The sequence below is a fragment of the Soonwooa sp. genome (assembly GCF_030151385.1).
Lineage (GTDB): Bacteria > Bacteroidota > Bacteroidia > Flavobacteriales > Weeksellaceae > Soonwooa.
The window spans coordinates 16,578-39,663 of the sequence record NZ_JASLDS010000070.1; the positions used below are offsets into that span (position 1 = coordinate 16,578).

General features: G+C 36.5%; 20 protein-coding genes. 16 read left to right on the forward strand and 4 right to left on the reverse strand.

Annotated features, from left to right (window positions below; all coding sequences use genetic code 11):
• Positions 1–7: 7 nt before the first annotated feature.
• The 7 genes from hisC (at position 8) to Q1V95_RS13175 (ending at position 6,498) form a co-directional block, all read left to right on the forward strand.
• Positions 8–1,024, forward strand: a complete 1,017-nt coding sequence (gene hisC, locus Q1V95_RS13145) for a histidinol-phosphate transaminase (protein WP_300674822.1) — start codon at positions 8–10, stop codon at positions 1,022–1,024.
• Positions 1,025–1,093: 69 nt separating this feature from the next.
• On the forward strand, positions 1,094–2,227 hold the full coding sequence (gene hisB / locus Q1V95_RS13150) for a bifunctional histidinol-phosphatase/imidazoleglycerol-phosphate dehydratase HisB (RefSeq protein WP_300674825.1): 1,134 nt from the start codon (positions 1,094–1,096) through the stop codon (positions 2,225–2,227).
• Between the two features lie 96 nt (positions 2,228–2,323).
• Positions 2,324–2,923 (forward strand): imidazole glycerol phosphate synthase subunit HisH, encoded by a 600-nt coding sequence (gene hisH, locus Q1V95_RS13155; RefSeq protein ID WP_300674828.1) that lies wholly within the window; start codon positions 2,324–2,326, stop codon positions 2,921–2,923.
• A gap of 85 nt (positions 2,924–3,008) precedes the next feature.
• Complete coding sequence (gene hisA / locus Q1V95_RS13160; RefSeq protein WP_300674831.1) at positions 3,009–3,722, forward strand: 1-(5-phosphoribosyl)-5-[(5-phosphoribosylamino)methylideneamino]imidazole-4-carboxamide isomerase; 714 nt, start codon at positions 3,009–3,011, stop codon at positions 3,720–3,722.
• A gap of 90 nt (positions 3,723–3,812) precedes the next feature.
• On the forward strand, positions 3,813–4,565 hold the full coding sequence (gene hisF / locus Q1V95_RS13165) for an imidazole glycerol phosphate synthase subunit HisF (protein WP_300674834.1): 753 nt from the start codon (positions 3,813–3,815) through the stop codon (positions 4,563–4,565).
• Positions 4,562–5,158 (forward strand): bifunctional phosphoribosyl-AMP cyclohydrolase/phosphoribosyl-ATP diphosphatase HisIE, encoded by a 597-nt coding sequence (gene hisIE / locus Q1V95_RS13170; RefSeq protein WP_300674837.1) that lies wholly within the window; start codon positions 4,562–4,564, stop codon positions 5,156–5,158. The genes hisF and hisIE overlap by 4 nt, the downstream gene beginning before the upstream one ends.
• 197 nt (positions 5,159–5,355) lie before the next feature.
• Entirely contained in the window at positions 5,356–6,498 is a 1,143-nt protein-coding gene (locus Q1V95_RS13175) for a DEAD/DEAH box helicase (RefSeq protein WP_300674840.1), read from the forward strand.
• A 42-nt stretch (positions 6,499–6,540) separates the two neighbouring features.
• Here the strand turns inward: Q1V95_RS13175 and Q1V95_RS13180 are convergent, their stop codons facing one another.
• Positions 6,541–6,897: a diacylglycerol kinase family protein gene (locus Q1V95_RS13180; RefSeq protein WP_300674843.1), complete on the reverse strand. Its 357-nt coding sequence runs from the start codon at positions 6,895–6,897 to the stop codon at positions 6,541–6,543.
• Positions 6,898–7,231: 334 nt separating this feature from the next.
• Between Q1V95_RS13180 and dnaN the strand changes: the two genes are divergently transcribed.
• Both dnaN and pheT read left to right on the forward strand, forming a co-directional pair.
• The gene (dnaN, locus tag Q1V95_RS13185; RefSeq protein ID WP_300674846.1) at positions 7,232–8,362 is read left to right on the forward strand and encodes a DNA polymerase III subunit beta; all 1,131 of its coding nucleotides are present in this window, start codon (positions 7,232–7,234) and stop codon (positions 8,360–8,362) included.
• A 150-nt stretch (positions 8,363–8,512) separates the two neighbouring features.
• Complete coding sequence (pheT, locus tag Q1V95_RS13190) at positions 8,513–10,915, forward strand: phenylalanine--tRNA ligase subunit beta (protein ID WP_300674848.1); 2,403 nt, start codon at positions 8,513–8,515, stop codon at positions 10,913–10,915.
• A gap of 56 nt (positions 10,916–10,971) precedes the next feature.
• Here the strand turns inward: pheT and Q1V95_RS13195 are convergent, their stop codons facing one another.
• The 3 genes from Q1V95_RS13195 to Q1V95_RS13205 form a co-directional block, all read right to left on the reverse strand.
• Entirely contained in the window at positions 10,972–11,343 is a 372-nt protein-coding gene (locus Q1V95_RS13195) for a hypothetical protein (RefSeq protein ID WP_300674850.1), read from the reverse strand.
• A 68-nt stretch (positions 11,344–11,411) separates the two neighbouring features.
• The gene (gene acs / locus Q1V95_RS13200; protein ID WP_300674852.1) at positions 11,412–13,319 is read right to left on the reverse strand and encodes an acetate--CoA ligase; all 1,908 of its coding nucleotides are present in this window, start codon (positions 13,317–13,319) and stop codon (positions 11,412–11,414) included.
• A gap of 14 nt (positions 13,320–13,333) precedes the next feature.
• Complete coding sequence (locus Q1V95_RS13205) at positions 13,334–15,220, reverse strand: AMP-binding protein (protein WP_300674854.1); 1,887 nt, start codon at positions 15,218–15,220, stop codon at positions 13,334–13,336.
• A 462-nt stretch (positions 15,221–15,682) separates the two neighbouring features.
• Here Q1V95_RS13205 and Q1V95_RS13210 point away from each other — a divergent pair, with 462 nt between their 5' ends.
• The 7 genes from Q1V95_RS13210 to Q1V95_RS13240 all read left to right on the forward strand — a co-directional run bounded on the left by Q1V95_RS13210 (position 15,683) and on the right by Q1V95_RS13240 (position 22,941).
• Positions 15,683–16,279: a GNAT family N-acetyltransferase gene (locus Q1V95_RS13210; RefSeq protein WP_300674857.1), complete on the forward strand. Its 597-nt coding sequence runs from the start codon at positions 15,683–15,685 to the stop codon at positions 16,277–16,279.
• Positions 16,251–17,438, forward strand: coding sequence for an argininosuccinate synthase domain-containing protein (locus Q1V95_RS13215; protein ID WP_300674859.1), 1,188 nt, complete (start codon positions 16,251–16,253; stop codon positions 17,436–17,438). The genes Q1V95_RS13210 and Q1V95_RS13215 overlap by 29 nt, the downstream gene beginning before the upstream one ends.
• 337 nt (positions 17,439–17,775) lie before the next feature.
• A complete protein-coding gene (gene argC / locus Q1V95_RS13220; protein ID WP_300674862.1) occupies positions 17,776–18,741 on the forward strand; it encodes an N-acetyl-gamma-glutamyl-phosphate reductase in 966 nt (321 codons plus the stop codon).
• A 94-nt stretch (positions 18,742–18,835) separates the two neighbouring features.
• Positions 18,836–19,972, forward strand: a complete 1,137-nt coding sequence (locus Q1V95_RS13225; protein ID WP_300674863.1) for an aminotransferase class III-fold pyridoxal phosphate-dependent enzyme — start codon at positions 18,836–18,838, stop codon at positions 19,970–19,972.
• Between the two features lie 83 nt (positions 19,973–20,055).
• A complete protein-coding gene (locus Q1V95_RS13230) occupies positions 20,056–21,009 on the forward strand; it encodes an acetylornithine carbamoyltransferase (protein ID WP_300674865.1) in 954 nt (317 codons plus the stop codon).
• An 80-nt stretch (positions 21,010–21,089) separates the two neighbouring features.
• Positions 21,090–21,881, forward strand: a complete 792-nt coding sequence (argB, locus tag Q1V95_RS13235) for an acetylglutamate kinase (RefSeq protein ID WP_300674867.1) — start codon at positions 21,090–21,092, stop codon at positions 21,879–21,881.
• Positions 21,853–22,941 carry a M20 family metallo-hydrolase gene (locus tag Q1V95_RS13240; RefSeq protein ID WP_300674869.1) on the forward strand — a complete coding sequence of 363 codons (1,089 nt, stop codon included), beginning with the start codon at positions 21,853–21,855 and terminating at the stop codon, positions 22,939–22,941. Before argB ends, Q1V95_RS13240 begins: the two co-directional genes overlap by 29 nt.
• Positions 22,942–23,086 lie beyond the last annotated feature (145 nt).

The following is a 23,086-nucleotide window of genomic DNA, read 5'->3' on the forward strand; positions in this document are numbered from 1 at the left end:
TTAAAAAATGGAAAATCCGATACAAAAATTTGTTCGACCAAATATTCTTGCACTTCAACCTTATATTAGCTTTAGAGATACTTTGTCAGACGGCGATTACACGCTTTTAGATGCCAACGAAAATCCGTTCGGGACTTACAATCGTTACCCAGATTCGACTCAGAAAAAACTAAAACAAAAACTATCCGAAATCAAAAATATCCCAAGTTCGCAAATTGCTTTGGGAAACGGAAGCGATGAGTTGATTGATTTGATTATTAAAATATTTTGCGAGCCTAAAAAAGATGCAATCGTTGTGATGAATCCATCTTTTGCAATGTATAGTTTTTATGCAACAATTAATGAAAACAAGATTGTCACACTTGATTTAGATTCTGGTTTTCAATTGAAAAAAGAGGATTTTTTAAATAAAACTAAAGATACAAAAGCGAAAATTTTGTTTTTATGTTCGCCCAACAATCCAACAGGGAATTCTATTGACGATTTGGAATTTTATGTTAAGAATTTTGACGGAATTGTCGTTGTTGATGAAGCCTACATAGAATTTTCAAACCAACAATCGATTTTGGATAAGTTAAATGAATTTGAGAATCTGATTGTTTTACAAACGCTCTCAAAAGCCCGTGCTTTAGCTGGTTTAAGAATTGGAATGGCGTTGTCGTCGGAGTTTATTATTTCTCTAATTAACAAAACAAAAGCGCCTTACAATATTAGTGAGGTCAACATGAGAACTGCACTTCAAGAATTGGAAAAAGTTGAAGAATACGAAAGTCGTTTACAAGAAGTTTTAGTTCAGAAAAATATTTTAAAACAAGCTTTTGAAAACTCTTCAAGTATTAAAAAAGTTTATGATTCTGATGCTAACTTTTTCTTGGTGGAAGTTGAAAACTGTGAAGCTTTTTACGAAGATTTAATTCAAGCAAAAATATTGTGTAGCAAACGTTTTCCAGCGATTCCGAATGCTTTAAGAATTAATGTCGGAAGTGCCGAAGAAAATCAAGAACTGATACAATTGTTAAAATAAGATTTTAGAATTAGGATTGACTTTTTCCATCATTCATAATTCAAAAATTGCAAATCATACATAAAAAAAATGAAAAAAATATTGTTCATAGATCGCGACGGAACCTTGATTTTGGAACCCGAAGATTACCAAGTTGACAGTTTCGAAAAGTTAGAATTTTATCCAGAAGTTTTTACTTATCTCGGACGAATCGCTAAAGAATTGGATTTCGAATTGGTAATGGTGACCAACCAAGATGGTTTGGGAACCGAATCGCATCCAGAGGAAAAATTTTGGCCGATTCAAAATTTCGTTATTAAAGCTTTTGAAAATGAAGATGTGAAATTTGATACTATATATATTGATAGAACTTTTGCGCATGAAAATGCACCAACACGCAAACCAGCAACTGGTCTGTTGACGAAATATATTAATAATCCAGATTATGATTTAGCGAATTCTTATGTAATTGGTGACCGAATTACCGATGTTAAATTGGCACAGAATCTTGGTTCAAAAGCGATTTTTATCGCAAATGATGAAACGCTGGGCGCAAATGAAATTAAGCAAAATGAAAATCTTGACGAAGTTATCGCGTTGAAAACAGCGTCTTGGAAAGCTATTTATGAGTTTTTAAAACTTAAAAATCGTTTTGCATCCATCGAAAGAAATACCAACGAAACAAAAATAAAAATTGAATTAAATCTTGATGGAACTGGTAAATCCGAAATTTCGACTGGACTTTATTTTTTTGATCACATGCTTGACCAAATTTCACGTCATGGCCAAATGGATTTGAAAATAAAAGTTGATGGCGATTTGCAAGTTGACGAACATCATACGATTGAAGATACAGCGATTGCTTTGGGAGAAGTCTTTACCAAGGCTTTAGGAGATAAGTTGGGAATTGAGCGTTACGGTTTTACGTTGCCAATGGACGATTGTCTTGCGCAAGTTGCAATTGATTTTGGTGGTCGAAATTGGTTGGTTTGGGAAGCGGATTTTAAACGCGAAATGATTGGACAAATGCCAACGGAAATGTTTTATCACTTTTTTAAATCCTTTAGCGATGGCGCAAAAGCCAATCTCAACATCAAAGCGGAAGGAGCAAATGAGCACCACAAAATAGAAGCGATTTTTAAAGCTTTTGCAAAAGCCATTAAAATGGCTGTAAAACGAGATTCAGAAAAAATGATTTTACCATCAACAAAGGGACTTTTGTAATTTACGAATGATGATTTAGGATTTACGATTTCTTAATTCGTAAATCGTATATAGTAATTCTAACATCGTAAATCAAAAATCGTAAATCAAAAAATAATGATTGCAATAATAAAATACAACGCTGGAAATGCAAAATCGGTTTTTAACGCAGTGGCGCGTTTGGGTTATGAAGCCGTTATCACAGACGATTTCGGTATAATAAAAAATGCTGAAAAGGTTATTTTTCCGGGTGTTGGTGAAGCAAGTTCGTCGATGAAGTATCTTAAACAAAAAGGTTTAGATAACATTATTAAAAACCTAAAACAGCCTACTTTGGGAATTTGTCTTGGTCAGCAATTGATGTGCGAGTTTTCGGAAGAAGGAAATGTTGATTGTTTAGGGATTTTTCCGATTCAGGTTAAGAAATTTCCTGTCAAAGATATTGTTCCGCACATGGGTTGGAATACGATTTATGATTTTCAAAATATGATCTATAATCTTCCTGCAAAATTATTTGATAACATTAATAGAAATTCCGATGTCTATTATGTCCACAGTTATTATTGTGAATTGTCCAATTTCACGATTGCTAAGACGAATTATATTTTAGAATTTTCCGCTGCACTTAATAAAGATAATTTTTATGCAACTCAATTTCACCCCGAAAAATCGGCTGAAATAGGAGAACAAATCTTGAAAAACTTTTTAGAAATTTAACTATTTACGAAGTATGATTAGGTTGTAAATCGTAATTCTAACATCGCTAATCTAAATTCTAAAATCGTAAATCAAAAATAAAAATATGAGAATTTTCCCTGCAATAGACGTTATCGACGGAAAGTGTGTTAGGCTTTCACAAGGCGATTACAATACTAAAAAAATATACAACGAAAATCCTTTAGAAGTTGCAAAAGAGTTTGAGGATTTCGGAATTGAATATTTGCATTTGGTTGACTTGGATGGTGCAAAGTCCAAACAGATTATCAATTACAAAACTTTAGAACAAATTACTTCTAAAACCAATCTCAAAGTGGATTTTGGAGGAGGTATAAAGTCTGACGCTGACATTAGAATTGCGTTCGAGTGTGGAGCAAACCAAATTACAGGCGGCAGTATTGCTGTGCAAAATCCAGCTTTATTTGAAGAATGGATTCTTAAATATGGAAGTGAAAGAATTATTTTGGGCGCGGATGCAAAAGACCGAAAAGTTGCGACACATGGCTGGCTAGAGACTTCTGAGTTGGACGTTGTTAAGTTTATTCAAAACTATGAACAAAAAGGAATCGAATATGTGATTTGTACGGACATCGCAAAAGATGGGATGTTACAAGGCGCTTCGAATGATTTGTATACTGAGATTTTAGAAAATACTGAAGTTAAACTAATTGCTTCTGGCGGCGTGTCTTCAATTGATGATTTAATCCAATTAAAAGAACTCGGTTGTGAAGGCGCAATCCTAGGAAAAGCAATTTATGAAGGAAGAATTTCACTTCGTGATTTACGATTGTTGATTTAGGGATTTGAGATTAAATCGTAAATCAGAATTCTAAAACCGTAAATAATTTAATCGTAAATCTAAAATCAAGTAATCGTAAATATAAAAAAAGTGTTGAAAAAAAGAATAATTCCGTGTCTTGACATAAAAGATGGAAGAACGGTGAAAGGTGTTAATTTTATTGGCTTGCGTGACGCTGGCGATCCTGCTGAATTGGCAAAAAAATATGTTGATGAAGGCGCTGACGAATTGGTGTTTTTAGATATTTCGGCAACCTTAGAAAAACGAAAAACACTTGCCGAAATGGTAGAGAAAATTGCCACAACTATAAATATTCCGTTTACTGTTGGTGGTGGAATCAATTCAGTAGAAGATGCTTCTGAAGTGATTAATGCTGGTGCAGACAAAGTTTCTGTGAATTCTTCTGCTGTAAAAAATCCGCAATTGATAATCGATTTAGCTGCTCAGTTTGGTTCACAATGTGTGGTTGTTGCAGCGGATACGCGTGATGTCAACGGAACACAAAAAGTCTTTGTGAATGGTGGAAAAGTAGAAACTGATTGGGAAACTTTGGATTGGGTGAAAAAGGTGGAGACTCTTGGTGCCGGCGAAATTTTGTTAACATCGATGGATGGTGATGGGACAAAGGCGGGTTTCAAAATAGATATTACAAAACAAGTTTCCGAAAGTGTTAATATTCCTGTTATCGCTTCTGGCGGCGCTGGAAAAATGGAAGATTTCGCGGAAGTTTTTAACAAGACAAAAGCGAGCGGCGGATTGGCGGCGAGTGTTTTTCACTTCGGTGAAATTCCGATTCCTGAACTTAAAAATTATTTAAAACAACAAAATATAGCAATACGATGACAATCAATTTTAATAAATCTAATGACGGCTTGGTTCCGGTGATTATTCAGAATTATCTTAATAATCAGGTTTTGATGTTAGGTTATATGAATGAGGATGCTTTTAATAAAACTCAAGAACTTGGAAAAGTGACATTTTTTTCGAGGACTAAAAATAGATTGTGGACTAAAGGCGAGGAGTCTAGCTTTTTTTTAGAAGTTAAATCAATGGCTGTTGATTGTGATAACGACACGATTTTAATAAAGGCAAAACCGCACGGACCGACTTGTCATACAGGTTCTATGACTTGTTTTAATGAAGTTTCGAATCATGGATTTATTTATGAATTAGAACAAACTATCAATGATCGAATCGATTTTGATGAACAGGAATCTTACACCAATCAATTGTTCAAAAAAGGAATCAATAAAGTTGCTCAGAAAGTGGGCGAAGAAGCTGTGGAATTGGTTATTGAAGCAAAAGACAACAATGATGATTTGTTTTTAAATGAAGCCGCAGATTTGATGTATCATTATTTAACTCTTTTAAAAGCTAAAGGTTTTCAACTTGACGATGTTGAAAATATTTTAAAATCTAGAGAAAACGCGCCTTGAAGACCAGAATAAATCTATGGCGCGGAAAATCGCGTTAGGGATTGCAGCGAAAATCCTTTGCTGAAAGCAAAGATTGTAGCGGAAAGCCCGACCGAAGGGAACGCCCAAAAACAAAAAAAGCTTGAGGTGTTAAATAATAAAAATAGTCGAATTGATGCCTAATTATTATTAGTTTACCTTTGCAGAAATAAGAAAATATGTCGTTTGAGTCATTAGGATTGTCGCACAATATTATAAAATCTGTCAATAAATTGGGTTTTCTAAAACCTTTTCCAATTCAGGAGCAAGCTGTTCCCGTTATTTTGTCTGGAAAAGATCTTATGGGAATCGCGCAAACGGGATCTGGTAAAACAGCGAGTTTTGTAATGCCTATTTTAGAAAAATTGCAGAATGGAGACGTTAAGAAAGACCGTAATATTCAGGTTTTAGTGTTGGTGCCGACACGAGAATTGGCTATACAGATAGAAGAGGTTTTCAATGCTTTTATCCCGACTTTGAAACGTGATATCAAAACGATGGCGGTGCATGGCGGCGTTTCTATCAATCCTCAAATGAAAGGAATGTACGGCGTAGAAGTGCTTGTCGCGACGCCGGGACGATTGTTGGATTTGATCGATCATAATGCGTTGAGTATTTCTAAAATTTCTCAGTTGGTTGTGGATGAAGCGGACAAAATGTTCCAGTTGGGATTTGAGGAAGAGATGAATAAACTTTTCAAAATGATGCCTGTTGCTAAACAAACTTTGCTGTTTTCTGCGACGCTCAACGAAAAGGTCGACGAGATTAAAAAACGATTAACGATTAACCCGACTTTGGTTGAGGTAAAAGCTGAAGAGGTTAATATCGACAATATTACGCAATTGGCTTATTTGGTGGAGCCTGAGCAAAAAGGACCTTTTTTGAGATATTTGATTAAAGAACAAAATATTCAGCAAGCTTTGGTTTTTGCGTCTTCTACAAGAAATGTTGATAATTTGGTTGAAAAACTAAAGAAGAATAAAATCCCTGCAACGGCTATTCATGGTAAAAAATCTCAAGGTGCTCGTACAGGGAATCTTAAGGGTTTTAAGGAAGGCGAAGTTCAGATTTTGGTGGCGACAGATCTTATCGGACGAGGGATTCATATTGACGATTTGGCTTGTGTTATCAATTACGAGCTGCCGCGATCTCCGCTGGATTACGTCCACCGAATTGGTAGAACGGGACGTGCCAACGAAAAAGGAACGGCGATTACGATTTTGACACACGACGATTTGCAACATTTTAGGGTTATTCAGAAGAAAATGGGTAAACGAGTTGACCTTATCCATACTGAAGATATCGACCTTCACGGTTATTAAAATTTAATAAATAAAACCAGTCTTCGGATTGGTTTTTCTATTTTAGGAAAAGATGTATTTCCAATAGATTATTGCGCCAACAACGACTGCTAGGATAGAAGCGATTAAAACGGCGGCGCCAGCAACATCTTTTATAATGCCGATGCGTTTGTCAAAATTGGGTTCGATAAAATCGCAAATTTGCTCGATGCAAGTGTTTAGTGCTTCGGCAACCATAACAGAAAAAGTCACGCTAAGAATCGCGATAATTTCCCAAGTTTGTAGTTTGAAATAGAAAATCAAGATGAGGTTAACAAAAAGTCCCAAGCAATGGATTTGGAAATTTCTCTCGTTTTTTAACAACCAAAAGAGACCTTTAAAAGTATAATAGAAACTCTTATGTAAAGCTGGTTTTTTCATGAGAAAAATTTTATTTTTTGTTAAATCTTAAAATTCTTTACAAATATAGATAAATCCTAAAATTGTAGAGTCTGTTTAAATTTTATTGCTAAAATTTTTATAGCAGTTTGGGATGGATTTTTTGTTTCGTGTTTGAAGATTTAGCGGGCTAAATCAAAAAAAGGAAATGAAAAATAGGCGCAAAAGGGCATTGAAAATTTAGCATAGATGCTTTTGTGACTTGTTAATTTTATGTTTCGATAAAATTTTAAACTCACTCTTGGTAATTAATTACAAATCAGACCGCCAATTTGCCATAATTTTTTATCTTTGTGAATCGAAATAATTAGCTTTTATGAGATTTATTGTTGCCAGTGGCGAATTGCAAAAAGCCTTACAAACGGTTAGTGGTGTGATTTCTGGTTCGCAATCCAGACCAATTTTGGAAAATTATCTTTTTGAATTAGATCAAAATAATTTAAGAATTACAGCTTCCGACGGAGAAACAACTTTGATAACTTCTATCGAGGTGATGTCCGACGATGCTGGAAAAATGGCGGTTCCTGCCAAAATCTTCCAAGATTTCCTAAAGACTTATGGCGAACAACCATTGACATTAGTCGTGAAGGATGCACCAGAAGGTAATGGTAGCGTATTAGAAATTTTGGACGAGAAAGATAACTTCTCTGTTGCACTTGACAATGCAGAAGATTATCCAGAATTGCCAGAATTTGACGCTTCTCAAAAAGTGGTTATGCCAGGTGGCGTTTTGGCAGATGCGTTGAGCAATACATTGTTCGCGACAAGTAACGATTCGCTTCGTCCGGTGATGACAGGTGTTTTGTTCCAATTTGCTGAAAACGAAACCAACTTCGTGTCAACGGATTCTCACAGATTGGTGGTTTACAAGAGAACAGATCTTGCAAATGCAGAACCAATGGAATTCATCATGCCTAAAAAACCTTTGGCGATTTTCAAAAATATCCTTAACAATTCGGTTGATGAAGTTGTTATTGAGTTTAACGAAAATATGGCGAAGTTCACGTTTGGTAACAATGTTTGGATTTGTCGTTTAATTGATGGGAAATATCCTAACTACAACGCGGTTATTCCTAAAGAAAATCCAAATGTATTAACGATTAACAGAAGTTTGTTATTAAGTTCTATCCGTAGAGCCTCGATTATGTCGAACAAATCTACAAACCAAGTGCGATTCAAGCTTTCGGGCAATGTTCTTCATTTGCATGCGGAGGATACAGAATTTGCAAACAAAGCGGATATGCAAATCCCTTGCGATTATAACGGAGAAGATATTAACATCGGATTCAGCTCTAAGTTTTTAACAGAAATGTTATCTGTTTTGGGTGCTGACGATATCACTTTCAAAATGTCTCAACCGAATCGTCCAGGTATCATCGAGCCGATTGATGGACTCGAAGACAACGAAAACATCTTGATGTTATCAATGCCGGTTATCGGATTATAAAGTTTAAAAAACAGAAAATAACAATTTGAGATTTGAAAAATTCAGGTCTCAAATTTTGTTTAAAATAAGATTTTATTACAGAAGCGTTTTTGAGTTTTTATTAAATTTAATAATAAAATATCAGCCTTCTAAAAATTCAAACTCAGAAAAATGAAAATTTCAAATAATTGGCTTAAAGATTATATTAAAACCAATTTGACTACGGAAAAAATCGGTCAGTTTCTTACAGATATTGGTCTGGAGATAGAAGTTATCGATAAGTACGAAAGCGTTAAAGGAAACCTAGAAGGTATTGTTGTAGGGAAAGTTTTGACTTGCGAAAAACATCCCAATGCAGACAAGTTAAGCAAAACGACAGTTGATGTAGGTAACGGAAAAATCCTAGAAATTGTTTGTGGTGCTCCAAATGTTGCTGCTGGACAGACTGTGCCAGTTGCCGTTGTTGGAACTAAAATATATGATAAAACCGGAAACTTTTTCGAAATTAAAAAAGCAAAAATTCGTGGCGAAGTTTCAGAAGGGATGATTTGTGCTGAGGACGAGCTTGGTTTGTCAGACGATCACGGCGGCATCATGGTTTTGGATGAAACTAAATATAAAGTAGGAGAGAATTTCGCAAAGTATTTTGAGTTAATTAATGATGAAGTTTACGAAGTTGGTTTAACGCCAAACCGTACAGATGGAATGTCGCATTATGGTGTAGCAAGAGATTTGCACGCATATTTGTCATCCAATGCTTTTCCGTCAGAGTTAGAAAAATTGTCGACTGTGGTCTTGACTTCGGAAGGTTCTCACGATTTCCAAATCGATATCGAAAATTCAGAATTGACGCCACGTTATCTTGGTGCTGTTGTTGAAGGACTAAAAGTTGAAGAGTCACCATCTTGGCTTAAAGATAGATTAAAAGCGATTGGTCTTGCGCCGATTAACAATGTTGTGGATATTACCAATTATATTTTGCACAGTTATGGTCAGCCTTTGCACGCTTTTGATGCTGATAAAATCGTTGGTCACAAAGTGATTGTTGGGAAGTCGCCAGAAGGAACGGTTTTCAAAACTTTGGATGGCGTAGAGCGCAAGTTGAAAGGCACCGAAATCATGATTAAAGACGGAAACCAAAAGCCAATGTGTATTGCAGGTGTTTTTGGTGGTGAAGAAAGTGGTGTGTCGGATTCTACGACTAAGATATTTTTAGAAAGTGCTTACTTCAATCCAGTTGCGGTGAGAAAAGCTTCTAAAGCGCATGGACTTAATACCGATGCTTCTTTCAGATTTGAGAGAGGTGTTGATCCTAATAACACAAAAACAGTTTTGACAAAAGCTGTTAAAATGTTGGAGGAAATTGCTGGTGGTAAATTGGTTGGTGAAATTTTGGAATCTTATCCAACGAAGATTGAACCTTTCTATGTGGTGCTTCGTTATTCTAAAGTTGATCAAATTTTAGGTGTTAAAATTCACCGTGAAAAAATAAAAGAGATTTTAAAATCTCTAGAAATTACTGTTCTTAACGAAATCGCAAATGGACTAGAATTGTCTGTTCCTGCATATCGTGCGGATGTAACGCGAGAAATTGATGTTATCGAAGAAATCTTGCGTATCTATGGTTACAACAAAATTGAAGCGCCGAAGAAAACATCTTTCACAACGGTTAGCTTGCATTTGGATGATCAAGATGCTTTAGAAAACGCTTGGGCAAGAACTTTGCAAAGTCAAGGTTTTAATGAAGTGATGAACAACTCTTTGACTTCTGTTAAAGACGAAACCAACGCTGTTAAGCTTCTTAATCCCCTAAGTAATGAACTTTCGACAATGAGAAAATCTTTGTTAGAAGGACTTTTGCAAAATGCGGCTTATAATATTAATCGTAAGAATCCAGATATTAAGTTTTTTGAATTAGGGAAAATTTATCACAAATTCGAAAAATATGAAGAAAGAAAGCAACTGGCGATTTTAACATCGGGAAGAAACGTTTCCGAAAATTGGTTGCAACCAAAAAGTGCTACAGATTTCTTTATGTTGAAAGCTTATGTTAAAATTCTTCTTGATAAATTAAACATCGAAACAACAGAAAGAGCTTTGGAAGATGCACGTTTTTCTGATGCTTTAGAAATTGTTTCTGGTGACAAAACTTTGGTGAAATTAGGAAAAGTGGCGCCAGCTTTGCTTAAAGATGCGGACATGGATCAAGATGCTTTCTATGCAGAGATCGAATTGGAAAATTGTCAATCTTTAAGAAATACTGGGAACTTTAAGTTTGTTGATATTCCTAAATTTAACAAGATTAGAAGAGATTTAGCAATGTTGGTTGACAAGTCTGTGACTTATGGAGAATTATACGAATTGGCGAGAAAGAACAAATCGCCTTTCTTAAGAGAAATCAACTTGTTCGACGTTTACGAAGGTAAAAATCTACCAGAAGGTAAAAAGTCTTACGCCATGAGTTTTGAACTTCTTAACGAAGAAAAAACTTTGGAAGATAAAGACATTTCGGAAGTGATGAATTCGCTAATTAAGTCTTTCCAAAAAGAATACAATGCTGAATTGAGAGCTTAATTCTCTTAGCATTAAATAAAAAGTCCAAAGCTAATAACTTTGGACTTTTTTTGTTTTTAAAACTGAGATTTAACCTGAGAGTCCATTCCAGAACTTGTTCCTTTAATGTTAACATCTGGTGTGGTTGGCACCTGTGCGTTGGCTAAAACCGAAATTCTTTTTTTAAGATCTTCAAAATTACTCGCTTCTTCAATTGTCATATTGTTAAACAAGTAGGTTTTGTTAACGTCATTTCTATTAAAAATTTCTGAAATCGAATCTGCATGAGCGTCATCTCTAACTTGTACACTCGCCGAAAAATGCTCGTCACCGCTGTTGTTAAGGTAAACGATGTACTGAGAATTTTCGATTCCCGCATTTTCTAAGTCGTTTTCTAGAGTTTTGTAGTTGCTGTGATTATTAAATAATCCTGTAATAATACTTGCCATAATTTGATTTTTTTTGGTGTTATATTTTTAGATTATCAAAAACCGAACAACTACAAACTTAAAGAACGTTAAATTTTTTCGTTTTTAATTTCGTCCACGATTTCAGGATTTAACAATGTCGATGTATCCCCGAAATTACTGAAATCACCTTCCGCAATTTTTCTCAAAATACGACGCATAATTTTTCCAGATCTCGTTTTTGGAAGCGCTGACACAAACTGTATTTTGTCAAGTTTCGCAATAGGACCAATTTGGTCAGAGATTAATTGATTAATTTCTTTTTTAAGATTTTCGCGGTCTCTGCTTTCACCAGTTTCTTTCAAGATAACATAACCGTAAAGTGCATTTCCTTTGATGTCATGCGGATAGCCGACAATCGCGGACTCGGCAACTGCTGGATGTTGGTTGATGCTATCTTCAATCGGAGCAGTCCCAAGATTGTGTCCCGAAACGATAATAACGTCGTCCACACGACCTGTAATTCTGTAATAACCGACTTCGTCTCGCAATGCGCCATCACCAGTGAAGTATTTTCCTGGGAAAGCCGTGAAGTAAGTTTCTTTATAACGTTGGTGGTCGCCCCAGATACTTCTTGCGATGCCTGGCCAAGGGAAGCGAATGCAGAGATTTCCAGTAACTTGATTTCCTGTGATTTCGTTTCGTTTGTCGTCCATTAAAACTGGTTGTACGCCAGGAAGTGGAAGCGTCGCATAAGTAGGTTTTGTCGGTGTCACAAATGGAAGAGGAGAAATCAAAATTCCGCCAGTTTCTGTTTGCCACCAAGTATCGACAATTGGACATTTCTTTTTACCAACATGATCGTTAAACCAATGCCAAGCTTCGTCATTGATAGGCTCTCCAACCGAACCAATTACTTTTAAGCTCGATAAATCATGTTTGTCTACCCATTCAACATTTTCTTTTGCTAAAGAACGAATTGCCGTTGGCGCCGTATAGAATTGAGTGACTTTGTGTTTTTCGATAACTTCCCAAAAACGGTCAGGTTCTGGATAGGTTGGCACACCTTCAAAAATTACCGTTGTTGCACCGTTAATTAATGGACCGTACAAAATGTAAGAGTGTCCTGTAATCCAGCCAATGTCCGCCGTACACCAATAGATATCGTTTTCTTGATAGTCAAAAACATTTTTAAACGTAAATCCCGAATAGACCATATAACCAGCGCAAGTGTGCAGCATGCCTTTTGGTTTTCCTGTCGAACCTGATGTATAAAGGATAAATAAAGGGTCTTCGGCATCCATGATTTTAGTAACATAATCGGAAGAAGCTTTTGCTAAATAATCGTCCATCCAAAAGTCGCGACCTTCTTTCATATTAACGGCGCCATTGGTACGCTTTACAACCATCACTTTTTCTACGGTTTCGCAAGAGTTTAGCGCTTCGTCAACAATTGATTTTAGGTCTAAGGCTTTACTACCACGATAACTTCCATCGGAACAAATAATAACTTTTGCGCCGCAGTCGTTTGCTCGTGAAGCGATTGCAGAAGCTGAAAATCCTGCAAAAATAACAGAATGTACTGCACCCATTTTTGCACAAGCTAACATTGCAACAGCAAGTTCTGGAATCATCGGAAGATAGATGCAAACGCGATCGCCACGTTTTACACCCATTTCTTCAAGGACATTTGCCATTTTGCAAACGCGTTCGTGCAAGTCACGATAAGTGATGTGCTGGGCTTCTTCTTTAGGATCGTTAGGTTCCCAAATAATGGCTGTTTTCTCACCGCGAGACTCTAAGTGACGATCGAGACAGTTTTTGGTAATGTTGAGTTTTGCATTTTTAAACCATTTAATATTGGCTTCTTCCATGTCAAATTCTACAACTTTGCTCCATCGTTGGTACCAAACGAAATTTTCGTCGGCGATTTTGTCCCAGAATTTTTTAGGATTCTTGATGGACTTTTTGTATTGTTTAAAGTATTCGGGAAGATTTTTTATTTGATAATTGTTCATATATAATGAGGATTTTATTTTTTATAAATTTTAATTTTTTCGATAAGTTCATCGATTATGCTTTCGTCATCAATAGTCGATGGAATTTGGAATTCTTTGCCGTCCAAAATCGTACGAATTAACTTTCGCAGGGTTTTTCCAGAACGGGTTTTGGGCAATCTTTTAACGACCATCACATTTTTAAGACTAGCTACAGCACCAATTTTTTCACGCACTTTTTGGATGACTTCTTTTTCAACTTGCTCTTCGGAGATTTCGGAGCCATTTTTAATCACAACCGAAGCAAAAGGAATTTGACCTTTCAGGTCATCGTCGATACCAACAACCGCACATTCGGCAACATCGGGATGCGACGACACAACTTCTTCCATTTCGGAAGTTGACAATCTGTGTCCAGCAACATTAATGACGTCGTCTACACGTCCAGTGATAAAAACGTAACCATCTTCGTCCACAATCGCGCCATCGCCAGAGAAATAATAACCATCAAACTGTGATAGATAACTATTTTCGAATCTTTCATAATCTTTCCAAACGCCAAGCAAAGCACCTGGAGGAAGCGGAAGTTTTATCGCTAAATAACCTTCGTGATGGGCGTCGAGTTCGTAACCGTTTTCATCAAAAATTCTGATATCATAACCAGGAATCGGTTTTCCTGCCGAAGCTCTTTTAATTTTATAATCGTCAAAACCTGTCATCAATCCCAACATTGGCGACCCAGATTCTGTTTGCCACCAATGGTCGATGGCTGGCACGCCGATATGTTGGTCAAACCAATCCAAAGTCGCAACGTCGCAACGTTCGCCAGCGAGGAATTGCTTTTTTAAACTTGATAAATCATATTTTTTGACCAATTCTCCATTCGGGTCTTCTTTTTTAATAGCTCTGATTGCAGTAGGTGCTGTAAACATTATCGAAACTTTATAATCCTGAATAATGCGCCAGAAAGTTCCTGCGTCGGGTGTCATCACAGGTTTTCCTTCAAAGATTACAGTTGCATTACGGTTGATTAAAGGTGCATAAACACTATAACTGTGACCAACAGCCCAACCAAAATCCGAGGCAGCCCAGAAAGTTTCGCCAGCTTCAATTCCATAAATATACTTCATCGAAAATTTAAGAGTTGTTGCATAACCACCAGTGTCGCGAACAATTCCTTTTGGTTTTCCCGTCGTTCCAGAAGTATACAGCAAGTACAAAGGATGTGTCGACTTTACCGAAACACAATCAACGGCACGAGATTTTGAAACCAATTCTTCGTAATCGATGGTACCTTCAAAATATTCGGTTTTATTTTCGACAAGATTTCTATTAAAAACGATAATATTTTCAACTTTGTCTTGTGCCAGTTCGATGGCCTTTTCAACCAAAGGAAGATACGGAATTCGCTTTGCAATTTCGACGCCAGCAGTTGCGGTAATTAAGACTTTGGGTTTGCAATCGTCAATTCGGACAACCAATTCTTGTGGTGCAAAACCTCCAAAAACAACATTGTGTATCACACCAATTCTTGCACAAGCCAACATAGCGAACATCGTCTGCGGAATCATCGGCATGTAAATAATGGCGGTGTCGCCTTGTTTTAGACCTAAAGATTCTAATCCTCCTGCAAGTTTTGAAATCTCTTCTTTGGCTTCCGAAAATGTGTAGGTTTTCTTTTGGTTGGTAACGGGAGAGTCGTATATAATGGCAACTTGGCCACCAAAACCATCTTCGATATGTTTGTCAATACAGAGATGACACATATTGAGTTCGCCATCTGCAAACCATTGGTTGTAATTATTTTCGTCAGGAGAGGTTATTGTTTTAGGAAACTTGTACCAGCTGACTGCTTCGGCTTGCTCTTTCCAGAATTCTTCTTTGTTGTCTTTACTTTGCTGAACTAACTGGTCTGCATTCATCTTTTTTCATTTTATATTTAGCAATTCTACATATTTGGTGTAATAGTTATTATCAGGACTTTTTTGATAAATTCTATTTTGTTTTTATGCTAGTTTTAAAGTTAAGAATTTTTGACTTTTAAATTGAGTTTCAATCCAAAATTTTAAACTGTTTTAACATAAAGATTTGTTCAAGGATTTCTTGATGAATAATTACTCAACTTTTCTTAAGTTTCTTCTTTTGGGCTAAAATTTAATTCGCCTTTTAAAACGCCTTGTTTTCAGTATTTTTTTTTGTTGTGAAAGAAATTTTATCTAGAAGTTTTAAATTTTTCTGTCGGATTTAGTGTTTTATGATCTAAAATTAAATTTTATTTAGATAAAAAATCTTTAATTAAAATTTAATAAACAAAAAATATCTAAAATATTTGTTTTGTAAAGTTATTATGTTTTACATTTGCAGCTTTAATTAGATATAAGTCAATGAAAATAGAAGTTTCCTCAGAAAAACATTTGCATTACGCAGAGGAAATCAAACAGGAGATGGCGGACTCGGCCAAAGTTAGAGGGACTGGCATTGCACAAAGAACAGTAGAGTTTTTGTGTCAAAAAATGCTGGAAGGAAGTGCTGTCTTGGCGATTGAAGACGATGGTCGCTGGATGGGATTTTGTTATTTGTCATCATGGAGTGATGGTGCATTTGTAGCAAATTCTGGAATGATTGTTTCTCCCAATTTTAGGAAAAGAGGTGTCGCTAAAATGATGAAAGCGAAAATCTTCGAATTGTCTCGCGAGAAATATCCCGAAGCTAAAATTTTTAGTCTAACAACAGGGCTTGCGGTGATGAAGATTAACTATGACTTAGGATATCAACCTGTAACATATTCGGAGATTACGAAAGACGATACTTTTTGGGAAGGCTGCAAAAGTTGTGTCAACTACGATGTGTTAAAAAGTAAAAATAGAGAAAATTGCCTATGTACGGCGATGTTGTATACACCGAACAAAGAGCGAGCTTTATTTAATTCTAACAATTCAAAAATTACGAAAGATGAAGAAAAGTGTGGTCTTGGCGTTTAGTGGTGGACTTGATACTTCATATTGTGCAAAATATTTAAGTGAAACTTTGGGTTACGAAGTTCACGCTGTAACTGTTAATACAGGAGGTTTTAATGATGTAGATGAGGTTGAATTAAAATCTCGCGCCGAAAAACTAGGTGTGGCAACTTATACTTTTATTAACGCTGAAAAAGAGTACTATAACGATTGTGTTAAATATTTAATTTTCGGAAATGTCCTAAAAAATAATACTTATCCGCTTTCTGTAAGTGCTGAGAGAACAGTGCAAGCACAGAATATTGCGAAATATGCTAAAGAAATTGGAGCTTCTGCAATTGCACATGGCAGTACTGGTGCGGGGAATGATCAAGTTCGGTTTGACTTGATTTTCCAAGTGATGTGTCCCGAAATGGAAATTATTACGCCGATTCGTGATATGTCTTTATCGCGAGAAGAGGAAATTCAGTTTTTGAAAAATCATGGCTTTGATATCGATTTCGAAAAAGCGCAATACTCAATTAATAAAGGACTTTGGGGAACTTCAGTCGGAGGAAAAGAAACTTTGAAATCGCGTCACAGTCTTCCCGAAGATGCGTTTCCATCACAAGTTGAAAAACAAGAACCATCTGAACTAGAAATAGAATTCAAAAACGGTGAAATTGTCGCTGTTAATGGCGAAACTTTTGCGCATTCAGTTTTTGCGATTCAAAAGATTGAATCTTTGGCAAGTCCTTATGGAATTGGCCGTGACATCCACGTTGGCGATACGATTGTGGGGATCAAAGGACGTGTTGGATTCGAGGCTGCTGCTGCATTGGTAACGATTAAAGCGCATCATCTTTTGGAAAAACACACGCTTTCAAAATACCAACAAACCATAAAATCGCAATTGTCAGATTGGTATGGAAACTGGCTTCACGAGGCGCTTTTCCTAGATCCAGTGATGAGAAATATCGAAGCTTTTCTTAACGATTCTCAAAAGACAGTTAACGGTAAAGTATTTATAACGCTTTATCCTTACCGATTTGTGTTAAACGGAATTGAGTCCGAAAACGATTTAATGTCTGATAAATTCGGAAGCTATGGCGAAGCCAATCGCGCTTGGACGGGAGATGATGTTAAAGGATTTACTAAAGTTTTGAGTAATGCTTTAACGATTTATCATCAAATTAACAGTTAGAGTTTTAAAGATTTGGGCAACTTTTCCGCCCGAACTTGTGCTGAGCTTGTCGCAGTGCTCCCGCTTTTTCTTTTTTTTTTTTTTTTGAAAAAAAGAAAAACGCTCCGTTCAGGTTGGGCTGCGTGCAATTCGCTGCAAAAAAATATAATTGCAAAATAAGTCCCTAAGGGACGGTTTAACAAAGAATAGGAAGATTTCGTATTCATATTAAAAAATCCAAAGGAGTCCCAGCGGGACGATTTAATGTAGGATAGGAGACAACTCCTATCGAATACGAATAAACAAAATGATTTGAGTGGTGATTCCTATTTCCTATCAATGATGAAAAAAACAAAAAATGAAAAAAACAGTTGGCATTATTGGAGCAAACGGATATACGGGAAGCGAGTTGGTTCGTCTTTTAGCTTATCATCCCGAAGTTGAAACGACTTGTCTTTTTAGTCGTTCAAATTCAGGTGTCAGAATTTCGGAGATTTACCCAGATTTACAAGGGATTTGTGATGCTGTTTTGACTAACGAACTTCAGAAAGTTGATATTTTGTTTTTATGTCTTCCGCATAAAGAAAGTCAAAATTGGCTGACTCAAAATCCAATTGACGCTGAAACTTTAATTATAGATTTAGGAAATGATTTCCGTTTAGAGGGAAATTTTAATGGTAGAAAATTTATCTATGGACTTCCAGAAATCAACAAAGCTGAAATTCAAAATTCTCGAAGTGTAGCCAATCCTGGCTGTTTTGCGACGGCAATTCAGTTGGCGTTGTTGCCTTTAACGAATGCGGGGTTATTGACGGAAGTTTATACAACTGGAATTACAGGTTCTACAGGAGCTGGTCAAAAGTTGCAATCAACAACGCATTTCACTTGGCGAAATGATAATATTTCCGCTTACAAAACTTTGACACATCAACATGTGGAGGAGATTTTAATGAATTTGAATTCTAAAAGCTCCAATGATGTAAAGTTAAATTTCGTGCCTTGGCGTGGTGATTTTGCGCGTGGAATTTTTACAAGTTCAACGATAAGGTGCGATAAAAGTTTAGAAGAAGTCAAAGCTTTGTTTCAGGACTTTTATGAGGATGCGAAATTTGTTCAGATAGCGGATGGACATTTAGATATGAAACAAGTCGTTAATACAAACAAGTGTGTTATTGAAATTGAGCAAAATGACGGTTTCACCGTAGTGCATTCTGCTATTGATAATTTGTTGAAAGGCGCATCAGGACAAGCAGTTCAAAATATGAATTTAGCGATGGGTTGGGAAGAAACCTTAGGATTAAATCTTAAACCAATTGCTTTTTAAATTTAAAAAAAGGAGATTTCTGTTTTAGTTTTAAATCGAGTAAAGAGATATTAATATTTAAAACAAGAAATCAAAAAAAAAACAAAAAGAAAAAATGAATTTATTCGAAGTATATCCATTGTTTGACATTAATCCAGTAAAGGCGAAAGGCTCTTTTCTGTGGGATGACAAAGGACAACAATATTTAGATTTTTATGGAGGTCATGCGGTAATTTCGATTGGGCACAATCATCCATATTATCAAGAAAAATTAAAAGACCAGTTAGAAAAAATTTCGTTTTATTCCAACTCTGTACAGAATAATTTGCAAGTGGAATTGGCTGAAAAGTTAGGCGAGCTTTCTGGTTACCAAGATTACAGTTTATTTCTTTGTAATTCGGGTGCTGAAGCTAACGAAAATGCTTTAAAATTAGCATCTTTCCACAATGGGAAGAAAAAAGTGATTTATTTTTCAGACTCGTTTCATGGTCGTACTTCGGCAGCGGTTGCGGTGACAGACAATCCAAAAATTGTTGCACCTGTTAATGCTTCCGATAATTTTATCAAATGTGCTTGGAACGATGTCGAATCTTTAGGGACTATATTTAAGACCAACGAGATTAGTGCTGTAATTGTTGAAGGAATTCAAGGTGTTGGAGGCATTAATTTGCCAGATGAACACTTCATTCAAAGTATCAGAAGTTTGTGCGATAGCAATGATGCGGTAATGATTTTGGATGAAGTGCAGTCTGGATATGGTCGCGCTGGTTATTTCTTTGCACATCAAGAATTTGGCGTTAAACCAGATATAATCACAACAGCAAAAGGAATGGGAAATGGTTTTCCAATTGCTGGGGTTTTAATTAGTCCAAAATTCAAAGCGAGTAGCGGACTTTTGGGAACAACCTTCGGCGGAAATCATTTGGCTTGTGCGGCAGGTATTGCAGTTCTCGACGTTATTAAGAACGAAAACCTTATTGAAAACGCTGAAAAAATAGGCGCTTATATCGAAGATAAAATTAAAAACTTTAAACATATCAAATCCATTAGGCGACGTGGATTGATGATGGGAATTGAGTTGGATCAGCCTTGTGCAGAAGTTCGTTCTGCTTTGTTAAAAAAGCATTTTGTATTCACAGGAAATGCAAATGACAAAAATGTATTGAGGATTTTGCCAGCTCTTAACATCACCGAAAAAGAAGCGGATATTTTTATCACTGCTTTAGAAGATATTCTTCAAAATTTAAATTAAAGTTAGAACAGCCTTCATCATGAAAGATATATTTTAAATGACGTCGGAGGAGGCTGTTGTTTAAAATTATCAAAAATTTCAAAATGAAAAATTTTACAAGTGTTGAAGATATTAATGATCTTCAATCTATGATAAAAAAGGCTTTAGAAATTAAAGCAAATCCTTTGGCAGAGCCTAACAAAGGAAATGGAAAAACAATAGGTTTGGTATTTCTTAATTCAAGTTTAAGAACGAGATTAAGCAGCCAAATTGCAGCACAGAATTTGGGCTTAAATGTGTTAATGTTGAATGCTGCGCAAGAAGCTTGGAATCTAGAATACAATGATGGTGTGGTTATGGATGGCGGAACAGTCGAGCATATTAAAGATGCGATTGAAGTTCTAAATCAATATTGTGACATCATTGCGGTGCGTTGTTTTGCAGGGATGAAATCCAAGGAAGATGACATAACGGAAAGCATTTTAAGCCAATTTGAAAAACATGCAAAACTGCCAGTCGTTTCGTTAGAGTCGGCGACGCGTCATCCATTGCAGAGTTTTGCGGATTGCATTACAATAACCGAGAATTGGAAACAAGAAAAGAAGCCGAAAGTCGTTTTAACTTGGGCGCCACATGTTAAGCCAATTGCGCATGCGGTGGCAAATTCTTTTACAGAATGGATGCAAGCATTGGATGTTGATTTTGTAATTGCGAATCCAGAGGCTTATGATTTGGATCCAAATTTTGTAAAAGACACACCAGTTTTCCACAATCAAGATGAAGCGCTAAAAGATGCCGATTTTATCTATGTCAAAAACTGGTCGTCTTTTGAAGATTATACAGCAATGCCAGAGGTTAAAGAAGACTGGCTATTGAGTTTAGAAAAGTTGAAAGCAACCAGCGATGCGAAAGTAATGCATTGTTTGCCAGTACGACGAAATTTGGAGTTAAGTGATGAAGTGATGGATAGCAAACATTCCATTATTTATCAACAAGCAAAAAACCGAATTTTCTCAGCGCAAACTGTTTTCAGCGAAATCTTAAACGAACTAAAATAAATTTTAAAACAGGAACACGATAGATAGGAGAGGCGAAAGGAAAGACAGAATAATCTCTATCACAAAAACATAAATCCGAAATGAAAGAAAAATTGTATATCATAAAAATTGGCGGTGCCTTAATCGATGACGAGGAAGCGCTAGATCAATTCTTAAATAGATTTTCAAAAATTTCTGGAAAACGAATTTTAGTGCACGGCGGCGGAAAGCTCACCAGCACTTTGGCAGAAAAGCTTCACGTTCCGCAGCAGATGGTCGACGGCAGACGTGTGACCGATGCGCAGACTTTGGATATTGCGACGATGGTGTATGCGGGAAAAATCAACAAAAGTATTGTGGCGAAACTTCAGAATTTAGATTGCGATGCGATGGGATTTACAGGTGCAGATGCTAATTTAATTCAAGCTGAAAAACGCAGTGTCGAAGAAATAGATTTTGGATTTGTTGGTGATGTCAATCGTAAAAGCGTGAATTCAAAACTCATTCGTAAGTTTTTAAAATTAGATTTAATTCCCATTTTTTCTGCAATTACGCACGATCATCATGGCGATTTGCTCAATACAAATGCCGATTCTATCGCTTCCGTTTTGGCACAAGCTTTATCAAAAAAATTCGATGTTGAACTGTTATTTTGTTTTGACAAAGATGGCGTTTTAGAAGACGTTAACGATAATTCAACTTTGATAGAAGTGCTTTCCGAAGATGATGTTTTAAAACTTAAAGAAGAGAAAAAAATACATAAAGGCATTCTCCCCAAAATAGAAAATGCTTTACTCGCAAAGAAAAATGGTGTGCAAAAGATTTTTTTAATTAACGAAACCAAACTACAAGAACATATAATTTATGATAACCAAGGAACTGAAATCTGTTAACCAAATCGACGAACTGCTCGACAACGCAACTAAACTTTTAAAAAAGATGATTGCGACGCCTTCGCTTAGCAAGGAAGAGTACGATGTATCACTGGTTATAGAGAGTTTTTTTAAGGAGAAAGGCGTGGCAATTAACCGTTGCAAAAACAATATCTGGGCAACGAACAAAAATTTTGACGCTTCCAAACCATCAATTTTGCTTAACACTCACCACGACACTGTGAAGCCAAATAAAGCTTACACGATGGATCCTTTTATCCCAGTCGAAAAAGACGGGAAAATTTTTGGATTGGGAAGCAACGATGCTGGAGCATCTTTGGTGGCGATGTCGCAAGTGTTTCTTCATTTTTATGAAAAAGAAAATCTGTCGCATAACTTAATTATAGCCTTGACAGCTGAGGAAGAAATCTCTGGATTGGACGGCATCGAAGCTTTGTTTCCACAACTTCCAAACGTTGAGTTGGCGATTGTTGGCGAACCAACAAAAATGAATTTGGCGATTGCCGAAAAAGGACTTTTGGTAATTGATGGCGAGATGCAAGGCACGGCGTCTCATGCTGCGCATCCCAACGACGACAACGCGATTGTGAAATGCATGGCAGATTTGCAACATATCCTAAACTACAAATTCGAGAAAACCTCAGAATATCTTGGCGATGTCAAAGTCACGTTAACGGTTATTAACGCAGGGACACAGCACAATGTAGTGCCCGAAAAATGCAATTTCACGTTGGATGTTCGTGTAACCGATGAATACAGCAACAAAGAAGTTTTCGACATCATCCAATCCGAAATGAAATCCACGCTTACGGCGCGTTCGTTTAGACTTAATTCCTCAAAAATCGAAATCGCGCATCCTTTTGTGCAGGCTGGTTTGGCGCTTGGCAGGACAACTTACGGTTCGCCGACTTCGTCCGATCAGGCGATTATTCCGTGCACTTCGGTCAAGATGGGACCTGGCGACAGCCTGCGTTCGCACACGGCAGATGAGTTTATCTACATCGCCGAAATCAAGGACGGCATCGAAATTTACATCAATATTTTAGAACAGGTTTTATAGTTTTTTTATTTGGGCAGCTATTTCCATCCTCCGCTCCCGCTTTTTTGTTTTTGCAATCCTCGTTCCTCGGAATTGCAGAAACAAAAAGAGCTCCGCTCAGGCTGGGCTGCGACTACTAACTGGTTTCAGAATTTTGATTTTCGAT